This window comes from Spongiibacter taiwanensis, assembly GCF_023702635.1.
Classification (GTDB): Bacteria; Pseudomonadota; Gammaproteobacteria; order Pseudomonadales; family Spongiibacteraceae; genus Spongiibacter; species Spongiibacter taiwanensis.
The window spans coordinates 1,784,168-1,799,182 of the sequence record NZ_CP098455.1; the positions used below are offsets into that span (position 1 = coordinate 1,784,168).

The following is a 15,015-nucleotide window of genomic DNA, read 5'->3' on the forward strand; positions in this document are numbered from 1 at the left end:
ACAACATGCAAAGCGGGTGTTAGAGGCAGAAGAATCCGGCCACCCCACAACCAGCACCAAGGCACTAGTTTGGTGCGGTTTGCGGTTCGAATACCCCATAACGCATCAAATTCACGCAGCAACTTGAGATTAGGTGGGAATCAGGCCCTTCAAGGCCGGCCAAATTGGTAAAAATTCACAATTTAAAACAGGCGCTTAGACCTTATGCCCATGGCTCAAAGCGGTGCACAGGGATTCACGGCGCACTTTTCGCACCAAATTGGCACCATCGCACCGCGATCTAACCTGGCCGGCAATGAAAGCCGAACCGGTGCAAAACCAAGCACCAAAATAGGAACATCAAAAAGGGAGAGGAGCAGAAAAGAAGCAACCCGCCTCAGTGCTCGGCAGAGGCGGGAATAGGAGGGGAGAAGATCAGCGGGCGCTTTCCAGGGCTTTTACTCGGCGCTCAAGGGACTCGAGGCGCTTTTCAATCTCCGACGTGGCGCGACTTGGTACCGCGGGTGCCGGCGCCGCCGCAACCATCAGGGAGTCGACCATCACACCGCCCTCCCGGCCAGGTTCACCCGACTGCCCTACGCTGCCCGACAAACCACTCTCGCCACCGGACACCCACTGACGGCTGCCGGTCAGGGTTTTCTTGGTAATGTAGTAGCCGCCGCTACCACTGCCGCCACTGCCACCGCGGCCGCCGTTGCCGCCAGCACCTGCATTGGCTTCAATTTTGATTCGTTGCGCCACATCCAGAGGCTCGAGCTTGCCGCCCAATACCCGGTACAGCACCGTGACATCACCTGCATTGCCACCGGGGCCGCCATCCCCCCCAGCGCCGCCGTCACCCCCTTTCTCACCGGCACAGTCATCCCGGTTATCAGCGCCATCACCACCGCTGCCACCCGCACCGCCAGCGCCGCCACTGCTAATAATTTTCAAACTACCCAATGACTGCAGCCCCAACTGAAGGCGCATGGATACGCCATCACCACCGGGGGCGCCGTGGGCACCGGCCTGACCGCTGATTTGATTCGCGCAGTCACTGGCCGATACGCCACCGACACCGGCCGCGCCCATTTCGCCGCGCCCATCGATGACAACGCCATCCCCGATGCTGGCGGTTTTCGCTTGCACCCGCCAAGCCGCCACACCGGGCGCAAACCGGATATGTGCCGCATCGCCAATTTCCAGGTGGTCTATCACCAGCTGGGCGGAATCCTTGCTGACCAGGTAGCTCTCACCGGCACCAATTTTCAAATCTGCGGCCAAACCCGCCAAGGGCAGCAAGCCCAGCATTAAAGGAAGAATGCGCTTCATGTGGAATCGTCCTAAAAAAGTGTGCCCGAAGTGTAACCCGCCCAGCCTCGGACTGTTAACTGAGCCGCCGCGATTGAGGCCTTATTACACCGTCATATGACGACGAACGTCTTCCTCAACCATATCGGCACCCGCGCCAGACAAAATGACTTCACCGCGATCCATCACCGCATACTCATCAGCCAGCGCACGGGCAAAATCGAAGTACTGCTCAACCAGCACAATCGCCATCTCTCCCTGCTGACGCAGAATCGACAGCACATTCTGAATATCTTTGATGATCGACGGCTGAATTCCCTCGGTGGGCTCGTCCAAGACCAGCAAACGGGGTTTGGTCACCAACGCGCGGGCAATCGCCAATTGCTGTTGCTGACCACCGGACAAATCCCCCCCACGCCGCTTCAACATGCTTTTCAGTACCGGAAACAAATCAAATATCTCAGCACTCACCTGCCGGTCTTTTCGCTTCAGAGGCGCGTAACCGGTGTAGAGATTCTCCTGAACTGTTAGCTGAGAAAAGATCTCTCGTCCCTGCGGAACATAGGCGATGCCGGCCCGAGCCCGGTCTGCCGAGCTGAGCTTGCTGATGTCCACCCCTTCCCATACCACTGACCCGCCGCGGATCGGGTGGCGACCGGTGATGGCCCTGGCCAGGGAAGATTTACCCACCCCATTGCGCCCGAGAATACAGGTGATTTTGCCTTTCTCTGCCGAGATATTTACCTGGCGAAGCGCCTGACTGGCGCCGTAAAACAAATCAACATTGTCCACTAGCAACATCGTTAGCGCCCCAAATAAACTTCGATAACACGGGGATTGGCCGACACCACTTCGAGCCTGCCCTCAGCCAGAACGCTGCCTTCATGCAGCACCGTCACCTTGGTATCCAACGCCTTGATAAAATCCATATCGTGCTCAACCACAATCACGGTGTGATCCTTGTTGATCTCTTTGAGAAGGGCAGCGGTCTCCATGGTCTCGTGATCGGTCATTCCCGCAGCCGGCTCGTCGACCAACAATAACTCCGGCTCCTGAATAATGAGCATACCAATCTCCAGCCACTGCTTTTGACCATGGGAGAGCGAGCCCGCTTCATCGCCCGCCTTGCGCGCCAAGCCCACCAGCTTGATGGTCTCATCAATCTGATCGCGCTGGGCGCCACTGAGCTTGTGCAAGAGCGAACTCAGCACACCGCGGTTACCCGCCAGAGCCAGCTCAAGATTCTCCCACACGGTCAAACTCTCAATCACGGTGGGCTTTTGAAACTTACGACCGATACCCAAATTAGCGATATCCGCCTCATCGTGACGGGTGAGATCGATCGTGTCTTTAAATCGTACCTCACCCGCATCAGGCCGGGTTTTGCCGGTAATGATATCCATCATGGTGCTTTTGCCGGCACCATTTGGGCCAATGATGGCGCGCAACTCACCGGGCGCAATATCCAGTGACAAACTATTAATTGCCTTGAAACCATCAAAGCTTTTGGTCACACCGTTCAGGTACAACAGACTTTGAAGTTCATTACTATGAAATCCGGGTTTACTGACCGCACTCATGACTGGGCCTCCTGCGCATCACCGGGGCCGGATGCGCCGCCACCCCGTTCCAGCCGACGCTGCTTGACCTGGTTGACCACACCCACAATGCCCTGGGGCAAATACAGCGTGCTCACCACAAATAACGCGCCGAGCATAAACAACCACACCTCGGGAAAGGCGCCAGTAAAATAGGTTTTGGCGTAATTCACCGCAACAGCGCCAATCACCGCGCCATACAACGTGCCGCGCCCACCTATCGCCACCCAGATAACGACTTCAATAGAGTTAATGGGCGAGAACTCACCGGGGTTGATAATTCCCACCTGGGGCACATACAGCGCGCCGGCAATACCTGCAAGAATGGCAGAAACCACAAACACAAACAGTTTGAAATGCTCCACCCGGTACCCCATAAACCGGGTACGACTTTCTGCATCCCGAATCGCCACCAGCACCCGACCGTACTTGCTGGTCACTATCCAGCGACACAGCATATAAGCCAGCACAACAAACAGCGCCGACAAGGCAAACAGAATGCAGCGCATTCCATCGGATTGCAGACTAAAACCCAGCAGATCTTTAAAATCGGTCAAGCCGTTATTGCCGCCAAAACCCATGTCGTTGCGAAAAAACGCCAACAGCAATGCATAGGTCATTGCCTGGGTAATAATTGACAGGTAGACACCGGTCACCCGAGAGCGGAAGGCCAGCCAGCCAAACACGAATGCCAGGGCGGCGGGTACGAGGGCCACCATGAACATGGCGAAGAAAAAATTATCAAAGCCGTACCAGTACCAGGGCAATTCGGTCCAGTTTAGAAACACCATAAAGTCGGGCAAAACGGGATTACCGTAAACGCCCCGGTCACCGATTTCACGCATCAGATGCATGCCCATGGCATAGCCGCCCAGAGCAAAAAAAGCGCCGTGGCCAAGGCTCAGTATTCCGCAGTAGCCCCAGACCAAATCCAACGCCAGCGCCAGCAGGGCGTAGCAAAGGTACTTGCCCAGCAAAACCACGACGTAAGTGGGAATATGCAGAAAGCTGCCCGCCGGCATCAACAGGTTCAGCGCCGGCACCAGCACCATCGCCGCCAGCAGGGTAAGCATCACATAACGCCCGCCCCGGTCAGACAACAGCAGTTTCAGCAGCAGGCTTTTTTCCATCAGTTCACTTTTCATCGCATCAATCCCCCACCGACCGGCCTTTAATGGCAAACAAGCCACGTGGCCGCCACTGGATAAACAGAATGATGAAAATCAGCACAAAGATTTTTGCCAGCACAGCACCAGCAAAGGGCTCCATAAATTTATTGGCCACCCCGAGACTCATCGCCGCGAAGAAGGTACCGAACAAGTTACCGACCCCGCCAAACACCACCACCATGAAGGAATCGATGATGTAGTTCTGGCCCAGGTTGGGTCCGACGTTGGTCAACTGGCTCAACGCCACACCGGCGATGCCGGCGATCCCCGAGCCCAAACCAAAGGTCAGCGCGTCTACCCAGGCACTGCGGATACCCATTGAATTCGCCATCGCGCGATTCTGGGTGACCGCTCGCATTTGCAAGCCCATATAGGTTTTCTTCATCAACAGCACCAGGCCAACCAGCACGATAAGGCTGAACACGATAATAAACAGCCGGTTGTAGGTAAGAGACAGGGCGCCATTAATTTCCCAACTGCCGCTCAGCCAGGAGGGCGTGGTGACCGATTTGTTCAGCGGCGAGAAAATACTTCGTACCGCCTGCTGCAAAATCAGGCTCACACCGAATGTCGCCAACAACGTTTCCAGAGGGCGCCCATAAAGATGACGGATAATGCCCCGCTCAATCGCAATACCCACCGCCCCTGACACCAAAAACGCAGCCGGGATCGCCACGATAATCGAGATATCAATGTGGTTGGGCATAATCTGTTGAATCACATAGGTGGTGTAAGCACCCAGCATCATCATTTCGCCGTGGGCCATATTGATGACCCCCATGACGCCGAAGGTGATTGCCAGGCCCACCGCCGTCAGTAGCAAAACTGACCCCAGGCTCAGGCCAAAGAAGGTATTTTCAATCAGCTTGTATAACTCGGCAGAGGAGCGCATTTCGATAAGCACCTCCTCGGCGACAGCCCTAACCTGCTCATCCTTTTCGAGGAAGTTTCCATCACTGTCTTTTAATTGCATGCCAGCCAGCAAGGACATGACATCGCTGTCCAATGTTCCGCGCATGGCCTCTAACGCGCTGAGGCGATCCGCCTGCTCATCGGAGTGAATGTTGACCATGGCCGCGGCCAAGCGCAGCGCTTCAGCCACCTTTTTGCTTTCTTCAGTTGCCAGAGCCCGATCAATGGCGGGCAAAAATTCCGCTGCGGGACTGCGCACCAGGTTTTGCGCGGCCTGCAAACGTACGTTTTCGTCAGGGCTTCGCAGCGCAATCTCTGCGATCAATCCCCGCAAGACGCCCCGGAGCTGATTGTTGATACTGACCCGACGCACATCTCTGCGTCCGACCACCCCCAGCGCCTCACCAGTCTCCACACTGGTCACCGAATAACCGTCGGGATGTTTGGCAGTGTACACCAGGGTGTCATTGTCTTTGGTGTAGTAAAGGTCACCATTCTGGAGGGCCCGTAAAATCTCAACGGTATTTTCCATTCCAGAATTCGCGATTTGATTGATCACCGCTTCTTTTTGCGTATTGGAACGCGCGTCAATCAGCTGTTTGAACAGCGATTCGCGCTCAGCAGGCATCGCCGGCTCATCCTGAGCATGGCTGACGCTGGTAAACAGGCAGAGGATCAGCACCGACATGAGCCGACTGATCCACAAAATAAGTTGTTTCATTGAGACAGGTCCGCAGTGAGCGGGCTCCAGCCTGCAGCCAAGTCGGCCTGACTGGAGCCCGCGATCTGGTTAAGTGCTTAGTCGCGGATCAGTAGTTCTGACCCGAGCACTTCTTGGTCTCGGTGTTGTAGTTACCGCACATGATTTTAGGATCTTGCCAGTCCGCAGTGAGTTTGGCGCTCTCTGGCAGGAAGTCGGTCCAGGCATCGCCCGGCACCGGCTCTTCGGTCTGCCAAACAATAGAGAACTGGCCGTCCTCCTGGATCTCACCAATCAGCACGGGCTTGGTCAGGTGGTGGTTGGGCAACATGGTCGCCATGCCGCCGGTCAGGTTGGGCACAGTAATACCGATAATCGCTGAGCTGACTTTATCGACATCGGTAGTACCCGCCTTCTCAACGGCTTTCACCCACATTTGAAAACCAATATAGGTCGCTTCCATCGGGTCGTTGGTTACACGCTTGTCGTCACCGATAAACTCGATCCACTTATCGATAAAGGCATCGTTGGCGTCGGAAGGCGCGCTCATGAAGTAGTTCCATGCGGCCAGGTGACCGACCAGCGGGCCAGTGTCGAAGCCGGACAGCTCCTCTTCACCCACCGAGAATGCCACCACGGGAATGTCTTCTGCAGATACACCCTGGTTAGCCAGTTCTTTGTAGAACGGCACGTTGGCATCACCGTTGATGGTCGACACGACAGCCGTTTTCTTGCCTTTAGAGCCAAACTTTTTGATGTCAGACACAATGGTTTGCCAATCGGAATGACCGAAGGGCGTGTAGTTAATCATGATGTCTTCTGATTTGACGCCTTTGCTTTTCAGGTAAGACTCAAGAATCTTGTTGGTGGTGCGTGGGTAAACGTAGTCAGTACCCGCCAGTACCCAACGCTTGACTGAACCGCCGGCTTCGCTCATCAGGTAATCCACCGCAGGAATGGCTTGCTGGTTGGGCGCAGCACCGGTGTAGAACACATTCTTGGACGACTCTTCACCCTCGTACTGCACAGGGTAAAACAGCAGGCCGTTCAACTCTTCAATGACGGGCAGCACTGATTTCCGCGATACGGAAGTCCAGCAACCAAAGATAACGTCAACCTTCTCTTTCTCAAGCAGCTCTTTGGTCTTTTCAGCAAACAGCGGCCAGTTCGAGGCGGGATCAACAACCACCGGTTCCAGCTTTTTACCGAGCAGGCCGCCTTTCTTGTTTTGCTCTTCGACGAGCATCAACACCGTGTCCTTCAGGGTGGTTTCACTGATTGCCATGGTGCCAGACAGGGAGTGCAGCACCCCCACTTTAATCGTGTCTGCTGCCTGGGCGATCGAGGCGCTTAGGGTGAGGGTTGCGGCGGCCAACGCGATACCACTGCGTTTAGCAATCGCCTTTATCGGGTTCCGACTTTCCATTCCGAGGCTCCATCTAACTTGAGTGTTTTTGTTGTGTGTTCATTCCATTAGCGGAATGAACTTGCATCATTCCAAGCGGTGACAAAGCAGAAATGGTGCCAATTACACGACAAGGGGCCAGACAGCCCGCCGCCAACGGCACAGGTGCTCGACACAACATCGGGCATCAATGATGAAACAACCCAGAAGGAAATAAGCCTAACAACGGCGTTTGGCAGCCCATCCACGCTTTGGCCACAGGGCACTACCGGTGAAAAGGCCGGACTGACGCCAGAATGAAAGATGAAACCGAAAGACGCACCTGAGTTGCGCAAGAGGGCAGCAGACCAACTCAGTGCGGCCAGCGGGAGCACCACAATAACGCCGGTGCACCAAAATTTAACATTCAGGCTTATTTTTGGTTTAACGTGCAGACAATCTCACCCTAAGTCATTGTTATTTATCAACCTGAGTGAGGTTCGCCCGACTTCGCAGAGATGGCGAAGAGATCTAAATGGCGGGAATTTCGATACACGTACTATCGCGCGCACCATTTCAACGCAACATCGTCAGCGCAGGCCGGGCGGCTCAGCCGCCCACCAGAAGGAAGGTTCCGAAGCCGACGGCAAACATGGCCAGACCACCCTGCAAGGACAGCTGCAAGCGACCATCTCGTTTGGCCGCCACCGCCAGACCGCGCCGCAACGCCGCACCAACACCGACCATCGCCAGGAGCAAGCCGACGTTGAATAGCAGCACATGCAACAGTCCCCACGCCGCCGAGGTGTACTGGGCTGCAGGAATCAGTGCCAGCAGGGGTGCCGACCCGGCACTGCCGTGAACCAGCCCCACTAGCGCAGCATTGCGCCGATGGCCACCATAAACTCGGCCGCGATAATGCTGCTGCCACAAATGGTAGAAAGTATGGGCGCCGATCAGAATCAGCATCCACGCCACCGCTGACTCGGCCGCGGCGCTGAAGGCCTCGGGCACCGCCGCGCCAAATACCATCACCGCCAAGGCAATAATCAATACCGCCAGGCCGTGACCCAGCCCCCAGTGCAGGGCAAAGCCCACACTGCGCTTGCCATCACCACCGCTGAGTCCACTGACCGCCGCCAGGTGGTCCGGGTCAAAGGCATGCAGCACCCCGGCAGCAAAACCCAGCATCAATACGGTTTCTAGCACCTGTACATCCATGAACAATTCTCCCGCTTAGGCCGCCTGACCCAGCATGCCCTGCTCAATAATAAAGTTCACCACGTCGTCCAGGCCCGACTCCGACTTGAGGTTGGTAAACACAAAGGGCTTGGCGCCGCGCATCTTTTTAGCATCGCGATCCATCACCTCCAAACTGGCGCCAACTAACGGCGCCAGGTCAGTTTTATTAATGATCAGCAAATCGGACCGGGTGATGCCGGGGCCACCCTTACGGGGAATCTTGTCGCCAGCAGACACATCGATTACGTACAGGGTCAGGTCGGACAATTCCGGGCTAAAGGTGGCCGCCAGATTGTCGCCGCCGCTTTCGATCAGAATCAGCTCCAGGTCAGGAAAGCGCTTGTTTAATTCCGCCACCGCCGACAAATTCATGGAGGCATCTTCGCGAATGGCCGTGTGGGGGCACCCCCCAGTCTCGACCCCCAAGATGCGATCTTGGGCCAGCACCTCGTGACGCAGCAAAAACTCCGCATCTTCCCGGGTATAAATGTCGTTGGTGATAACGGCGATATTAAATCGATCTTTTAACTTCGCGCAGAGGCACTTAACCAGCGCCGTTTTACCTGAGCCCACCGGGCCGCCAATTCCCAGACGCAATGCCGGTTTCTTCATTTTCTCTGTCTCCTAATCAATCACGCTCGGGGTTTACGAGCGAAACAATCTTGAATATTGGGTTTCGTGTTGTGCCGACGCCATGGCCAGACGAGGCAGCCCCACACCGATATCTTCGTCGACAAGCTGTTTAGCCGCCGCAACGGCGCGCTCCAGGCGAGGCATTAACGCTAACAGCAGGCGCTGGCCATCGGTCTGCCCCAATGGCACCAGTTTTATTGCGGCGGCCACCTGATTTTCCAGCCAGCTCCAGGCAAAGCCCTGCATGGCATCCGCCTCATTGACCTGCCAGTGGACCGCGGCCAGGGCAAATACCGTAGCAAAACTCGGGCTGTGCTCTTCCGACCAAACCTTCGCAGCAGCGATGTCCAGGGACACCAGCAAACGATGTAACGCTTCGCCCATTTGCACATCTTCAAGCAGCAATTCGTGGGACTCTCTGGCCGACTGCAGGTAGTCATTCCAGTAGGTAGCCGCGGACGTATCCGCCGAAGCATAGGCGCGATAAAGCCGCTGGAGCACGGGCAGATCCAGCCCCCCCAGGCTGTGCTCCAGCACTGAGCCAATCCAGTCTTCGGCTGCCGCCAGACTGTTAACCCAGCCTTGGTCGACCGCAAACTCCAGCCCCTGTGAGTAGGCGTAGGCACCGACAGGCAAGGCGGGGCTGACCAACTGCATCAGGTGCAGCAGCGGCGCATTAGCCATGAGTATGACCATGATGCGAATGGCTGTGATGATCATGGTGATCATGCCCGTGGGCGTGACCAGAGCCGTGATACGCGCCATTCTCGGGGTGGAAGGGCTTCTCCGTCACCACCACCGCCAAGCCAAGACCACGCAGCATATCGTCCAACACATGGTCGTGCTGGTAGCGTAATTCCCCCGGCAATATCTGCAGGGGAACATGGCGGTTACCCAGATGGTAGGCCGCTCGGGTCAGCAGATGGAGGTCGTCAGACTGCACCTGCGATACGGTCTCCTCAGCGGCCACCACAGCAATCTTTTCGCCGCTGCTGGCCAGCAGCACATCGCCATCGGCGAGCACTTCGCCGCGCTCGACAAACCAACCAACGTCTTTACCACACAGGGTTTTGGCGCGAAAGCGGCTGCGTTGCCGCTCTTGATAGCAGAGCACGATTTCCAGCGCGCCATCAGCTGTTGTGGCGCCCCGCGTAAATTCAAAACATTCGAGCATTGATCTCTCACAAGTCATCATTAATTAACACCACCCAAGGCCATCTGGCCCCCGGTTCAAAGCCTGCCCCGGACTCGATCCGGGGCAGAGGGACAGCAGCATCCCACCCAACATCACCACACCCTTTTGTCATACCGGCCACCGAGCCGGTATCCAACGCATCAGCAAAAATGGCACTGACCTCTTTAGAACACACAGCGCATCTCTTGCGTCTCGCGTCTCCAGCAAGCTAAAACAAACAGTAGCGCTGGGCCAAAGGCAATTCGGTTGCCGGCTCGCAGGTCAGCACTACACCATCGGCCTTGACCTCATAGGTGTTCACATCCACTTCCATCACCGGCTGGTAGTCGTTGAGCACCATGTCCGCCTTGGTGACGCTGCGGCAGTTTTTTACCGCCACCAGCGGCCGCTCCAGGCCCAGCTCCGCGGCAATACCCGCATCCAACGCAGCCTGACTGACAAAGCTCACCGAGGTGGCAATACAAGCCTTGCCATAGGCGCCAAACATCGGCCGGTAATGCACAGGTTGAGGTGTCGGAATCGACGCATTGGGGTCGCCCATCGGCGCCGCAGCAATAGCGCCGCCTTTGAGAATCATGGACGGCTTGATACCGAAAAACATCGGCTTCCACAGCACGATATCTGCCAGCTTGCCGACTTCGAGCGAGCCGACCTCATGGGCGATGCCCTGGGCAATAGCCGGGTTGATGGTGTACTTGGCAATATAACGACGGGCGCGAAAGTTATCGCTGTAGTCAGAATCTTCCGGCAGCGGCCCGCGTTGCACTTTCATTTTGTGGGCCGTCTGCCAGGTGCGACACACCACTTCACCTACCCGCCCCATCGCCTGGGAATCAGAGGAAATCATCGAAAACGCACCCAGGTCGTGAAGGATGTCTTCCGCCGCAATAGTCTCTTTACGTATCCGCGAATCGGCAAAGGCCACATCTTCTGGAATATTGGGATCGAGATGGTGGCACACCATCAGCATGTCCAAATGCTCGTCCACGGTATTCACGGTGTAAGGGCGCGTTGGGTTGGTAGAAGACGGCAACACATTGCTGGAACCACAGGCCTTGATAATATCCGGCGCGTGTCCGCCGCCAGCCCCCTCGGTATGGTAGGTGTGAATGGTGCGACCCTTGAACGCCGCCAGCGTGTCTTCAACAAAACCCGACTCATTCAGGGTGTCAGTATGAATCGCCACCTGCACATCATATTTCTCGGCCACACTCAAACAGCAGTCGATGGCCGCCGGTGTGGTACCCCAGTCCTCATGGAGCTTCATCCCCATCGCGCCAGCCTTGATTTGCTCTTCCAGCGCTTCAGGCAAGCTGGCATTGCCCTTGCCCAAAAAGCCGAGGTTCATGGGGAAGCTCTCCGCCGCCTGCAACATTTTGCCGATATGCCAGGGGCCCGGCGTGCAGGTGGTGGCGTTGGTGCCGGTGGCCGGGCCGGTGCCTCCACCAATCATGGTGGTCACCCCGCTCATCAACGCCTCTTCAATTTGCTGGGGACAGATAAAGTGAATATGGGCGTCGATGCCCCCGGCGGTAACGATCTGCCCTTCCCCGGCGATCACCTCGGTGCCCGGCCCCACCACGATATCCACATCGGGCTGGATATCCGGGTTGCCCGCCTTGCCGATGGCCATGATGCGGCCGGCCTTGATCGCAATATCCGCCTTCACCACCCCCCAGTGATCAAGAATCAGGGCATTGGTTATCAGGGTGTCGGGCGTGTCGTAGCAAGACACCTGGCTCTGGCCCATGCCATCGCGGATGACCTTGCCGCCGCCGAACTTCACCTCTTCACCGTAGGTGGTGTAGTCCTTCTCGACCTCAATCCACAGCTCGGTGTCCCCCAGCCGCACCCGGTCGCCCAGGGTGGGGCCATACATATCCGCGTAGGCGCGGCGATCAATCGTGCTCATGGCTTGCCTCCCTGATCCAGCGGCCCCATCGTGTCACCGCGAAAACCATAGACCTCCCGCTTTCCGGCCAAAGCCACCAGCTCCACCTCCCGGCTCTGACCAGGCTCAAAGCGCACGGCCGTGCCTGCAGCAATGTTGAGCCGAAAGCCGCGGGCCGCATTCCGATCAAACTTGAGGGCCAGATTGGTCTCGGCAAAATGGTAGTGAGAGCCCACCTGAATCGGCCGGTCGCCACTGTTGGCCACCTCCAGGGTCAGGGTTTGGCGCCCCTCGTTTAGCGTAATATCGCCGCTGCTCGCGACCTGAATCTCTCCGGGAATCATCCTGTACCCCCTCAAACAATCGGGTTGTGAACGGTGACCAGCTTGGTCCCGTCTGGAAAGGTGGCTTCCACCTGCACCTCGTGAATCATTTCAGCAACGCCGTCCATCACATCGGCGCGGCTCAGCACCTGCTTACCGGCACTCATCATTTCGGCAACGGTTTTACCCTCCCTCGCGCCTTCCATCACCTCGGCGGTGATCAGGGCAATAGCCTCGGGGTAATTCAACTTCAGACCCTTGGCCTTGCGCCGCTCAGCAAGCAGCGCCGCGGTAAAAATAAGCAATTTATCTTTGTCTCTGGGACTCAATTCCATGGTTCTGCTTCCGTTATGTTTTTACTGACAGTTCTGACGTCACGCCAGCGACGCTAGACGCTAGACGCTAGACGCTAGACGCTAGACGCTAGACGCTAGACGCTAGACGCTAGACGCTAGACGCTAGACGCTAGACGCTAGACGCTAGACGCTAGACGCTAGACGCTAGACGCTAGACGCTAGACGCTAGACGCTAGACGCTAGACGCTAGACGCTAGACGCTAGACGCTAGACGCTAGACGCTAGACGCTAGACGCTAGACGCTAGACGCTAGACGCTAGACGCTAGACGCTAGACGCTAGACGCTAGACGCTAGACGCTAGACGCTAGACGCTAGACGCTAGACGCTAGACGCTAGACGCTAGACGCTAGACGCTAGACGAGCATGATTTGGCACCGGCGCATGTCAAGCATTTAGCGCACTTTTTTTATTTCAACGCCAATCTCTATTCATCGCCACCCCGGCCCCGAGCCGGGGTTCAGTTGCTCTCGTGTTCAAACCCCGCTGGATTCCGGATCGCAAAAGGCGCGTCCGGAATGACGGATGCTCGGAATCCTCCGGAGGTGCCGCGTCGGACACCCGACGTCAGACCCACTCCGATCTTCGTCGCCCCGGCCTCCGAGCCGGGGCCCAGCTGCTCCCATGTTCAAATCCCGCTGGATTCCGGATCGCAAACAGCGCGTCCGGAATGACAGATGCTTGGAATCCTCCAGAGGCGCCGCGTCGGACATCCGACGTCAGACCCACTCCGCGCTTCGTCGCCCCGCCCCCCGAGCCGGGGCCCAGTTGCTCCTGTGTTCAAACCCCACTGTATTCCGGATCGCAAAAGGCGCGTCCGGAATGACGAGTTCTTTCCAATGCGCCTATTACTGCACCCAACGCCCGAGCTCTCAGCGGCGAAGCCGCAAGTCTTAGCCTCTTCCGTCTCCCGTCAAGCGTCTCCCGACCACCTTCAAGTATTCCAAATCCGCGGCCGACAGGCCGGGCGACCATTCAACAAGGGCCGCAGCTTCTCCCACAAATAGGTAAACCCACGCCGGCAGTGCTCCGGCGAATTCCCCAGGTAGCGCGCCATAAACAGATCCCGCCGTTGGGACAGCCCCCACTCCGCCTGACATTGATCATAGTAAGGCTGAGCAGCGAGGCCATCGCGCAATTCATCCAGCAACGCCCGATCTGCGGTGAGCGTGGCAAACAGACTGCCACTTACCCAGCGGCCCGCCATTCCCCAGGGCCCATCAAGTAGGGCACTGCCACCCTGCCACAGGGTGCGCTCGCTCAGCAGCGGCCGCCCCTCTTTTAGAATAGTAAATCGCTGTAAGCAGCGCCCTTCGTCAAATGACTCACCGCTTGCACGGCGGCCAAGCACCACAATATCCCAAGCCAATAGTTGTGCCCCGGCGGCCAAGTGGAACTCATTACGAAGCTCAGCTTCGGCACCGTCAAAAATAATCGTCTCCTGGGGCAGCCACTCCAGACAGGCATCCTCTTCAACTCGGGCGCAAATACCTTGCAACTGGGGAGTCTTCTGGCGATCACTCCTGTAGGCCTTGCCCGCCGACGGGGTGGTCACCAGCGCTGAACTACCCGCCTCAAGGGCCAGGTCCACCTGCAGTTCATCACCGGGCACCATCCCACCCGGCGGATGCAGTAGATATAAATGACAGAGATCACCCTCTGGATAAAAAGGCCGCTGAATACGCAGCGGCCCCTTATGCAGTACATGGTACACATCCGTGCGCAGCGGTCCGCGACGCAAGCCTAATTCAATGGCCGCATGCCAGGACGGCGCCGTCGCACTTTGCCCGGCAATGTCGGCGCTCATACTGATTTGATTGGGGGCGTTCAAACAAAATCCTTATTTTTCATTGTGCTAGGGCGAGACAACCACCTTGCCACCCCCACCTCAATTGCCCCAAAACCAGAGCAATATCCATACCATCGATGAGCCAGTGTGACGGCAATGAGCATACAACAGTAAAGCCGGGCGCGCTTTTGCGCTACACTTCACCTCACAGTGCAAACCCAGATGAGTTTATGAATAAGCCCGATTTTTTCAGCCAAATTGCCGACACCGCCAACCGCCTGATGAAAGAAGGCCCGGCGATACAGCAAGACATTGAAGAGAAGCTGCAAGCCCTGGTGCAGGCCCGTCTGCGCAAGATGGATCTGGTTTCCCGGGAGGAATTTGACGCCCAGGTTGCTGTGCTCAATCGCACCCGGGCCAAACTGCAGGATATGGAGAAGCAACTGGCCGAACTCAGCGCGCAGCTGGATACCCCGGAGCCGAGCTCACCCGACAAGCCGTAAAATGCCATGCCGGTCTGGGCGATTTGGCAGCC

15 protein-coding genes are annotated in these 15,015 nt (G+C 57.0%); 1 reads left to right on the forward strand and 14 read right to left on the reverse strand.

Annotated elements, in window-relative coordinates; genetic code table 11:
- Positions 1-414: 414 nt before the first annotated feature.
- The 14 genes from NCG89_RS16870 to NCG89_RS08310 form a co-directional block, all read right to left on the reverse strand.
- Positions 415-1,311: a hypothetical protein gene (locus tag NCG89_RS16870; protein ID WP_285236398.1), complete on the reverse strand. Its 897-nt coding sequence runs from the start codon at positions 1,309-1,311 to the stop codon at positions 415-417.
- An 84-nt stretch (positions 1,312-1,395) separates the two neighbouring features.
- On the reverse strand, positions 1,396-2,091 hold the full coding sequence (urtE, locus tag NCG89_RS08250) for an urea ABC transporter ATP-binding subunit UrtE (protein WP_251089271.1): 696 nt from the start codon (positions 2,089-2,091) through the stop codon (positions 1,396-1,398).
- Between the two features lie 2 nt (positions 2,092-2,093).
- Positions 2,094-2,870, reverse strand: coding sequence for an urea ABC transporter ATP-binding protein UrtD (gene urtD, locus NCG89_RS08255; protein WP_251089272.1), 777 nt, complete (start codon positions 2,868-2,870; stop codon positions 2,094-2,096).
- Positions 2,867-4,021: an urea ABC transporter permease subunit UrtC gene (gene urtC / locus NCG89_RS08260; RefSeq protein ID WP_251089366.1), complete on the reverse strand. Its 1,155-nt coding sequence runs from the start codon at positions 4,019-4,021 to the stop codon at positions 2,867-2,869. The genes urtD and urtC overlap by 4 nt, the downstream gene beginning before the upstream one ends.
- A 16-nt stretch (positions 4,022-4,037) precedes the next feature.
- Positions 4,038-5,690, reverse strand: coding sequence for an urea ABC transporter permease subunit UrtB (gene urtB / locus NCG89_RS08265; protein ID WP_251089273.1), 1,653 nt, complete (start codon positions 5,688-5,690; stop codon positions 4,038-4,040).
- 88 nt (positions 5,691-5,778) lie between these two features.
- Complete coding sequence (gene urtA / locus NCG89_RS08270; RefSeq protein WP_432757886.1) at positions 5,779-7,095, reverse strand: urea ABC transporter substrate-binding protein; 1,317 nt, start codon at positions 7,093-7,095, stop codon at positions 5,779-5,781.
- Between the two features lie 567 nt (positions 7,096-7,662).
- Positions 7,663-8,274, reverse strand: coding sequence for a HoxN/HupN/NixA family nickel/cobalt transporter (locus NCG89_RS08275; RefSeq protein WP_251089274.1), 612 nt, complete (start codon positions 8,272-8,274; stop codon positions 7,663-7,665).
- A 15-nt stretch (positions 8,275-8,289) separates the two neighbouring features.
- Positions 8,290-8,907 carry an urease accessory protein UreG gene (gene ureG, locus NCG89_RS08280; protein ID WP_251089275.1) on the reverse strand — a complete coding sequence of 206 codons (618 nt, stop codon included), beginning with the start codon at positions 8,905-8,907 and terminating at the stop codon, positions 8,290-8,292.
- A 33-nt stretch (positions 8,908-8,940) separates the two neighbouring features.
- Positions 8,941-9,648 carry an urease accessory protein UreF gene (locus NCG89_RS08285; protein ID WP_251089276.1) on the reverse strand — a complete coding sequence of 236 codons (708 nt, stop codon included), beginning with the start codon at positions 9,646-9,648 and terminating at the stop codon, positions 8,941-8,943.
- Positions 9,605-10,102, reverse strand: a complete 498-nt coding sequence (gene ureE, locus NCG89_RS08290; RefSeq protein WP_251089277.1) for an urease accessory protein UreE — start codon at positions 10,100-10,102, stop codon at positions 9,605-9,607. The genes NCG89_RS08285 and ureE overlap by 44 nt, the downstream gene beginning before the upstream one ends.
- A 229-nt stretch (positions 10,103-10,331) precedes the next feature.
- Positions 10,332-12,035 (reverse strand): urease subunit alpha, encoded by a 1,704-nt coding sequence (gene ureC, locus NCG89_RS08295; protein WP_251089278.1) that lies wholly within the window; start codon positions 12,033-12,035, stop codon positions 10,332-10,334.
- Positions 12,032-12,358, reverse strand: a complete 327-nt coding sequence (locus tag NCG89_RS08300) for an urease subunit beta (RefSeq protein WP_251089279.1) — start codon at positions 12,356-12,358, stop codon at positions 12,032-12,034. Before NCG89_RS08300 ends, ureC begins: the two co-directional genes overlap by 4 nt.
- Before the next feature lie 11 nt (positions 12,359-12,369).
- Positions 12,370-12,672: an urease subunit gamma gene (gene ureA, locus NCG89_RS08305; RefSeq protein ID WP_251089280.1), complete on the reverse strand. Its 303-nt coding sequence runs from the start codon at positions 12,670-12,672 to the stop codon at positions 12,370-12,372.
- A gap of 953 nt (positions 12,673-13,625) precedes the next feature.
- A complete protein-coding gene (locus NCG89_RS08310; RefSeq protein WP_251089281.1) occupies positions 13,626-14,522 on the reverse strand; it encodes an urease accessory protein UreD in 897 nt (298 codons plus the stop codon).
- Between the two features lie 188 nt (positions 14,523-14,710).
- On the opposite strand from NCG89_RS08310, the gene NCG89_RS08315 reads away from it, so the two are divergent.
- Positions 14,711-14,983 (forward strand): accessory factor UbiK family protein, encoded by a 273-nt coding sequence (locus NCG89_RS08315; RefSeq protein ID WP_251089282.1) that lies wholly within the window; start codon positions 14,711-14,713, stop codon positions 14,981-14,983.
- Positions 14,984-15,015 lie beyond the last annotated feature (32 nt).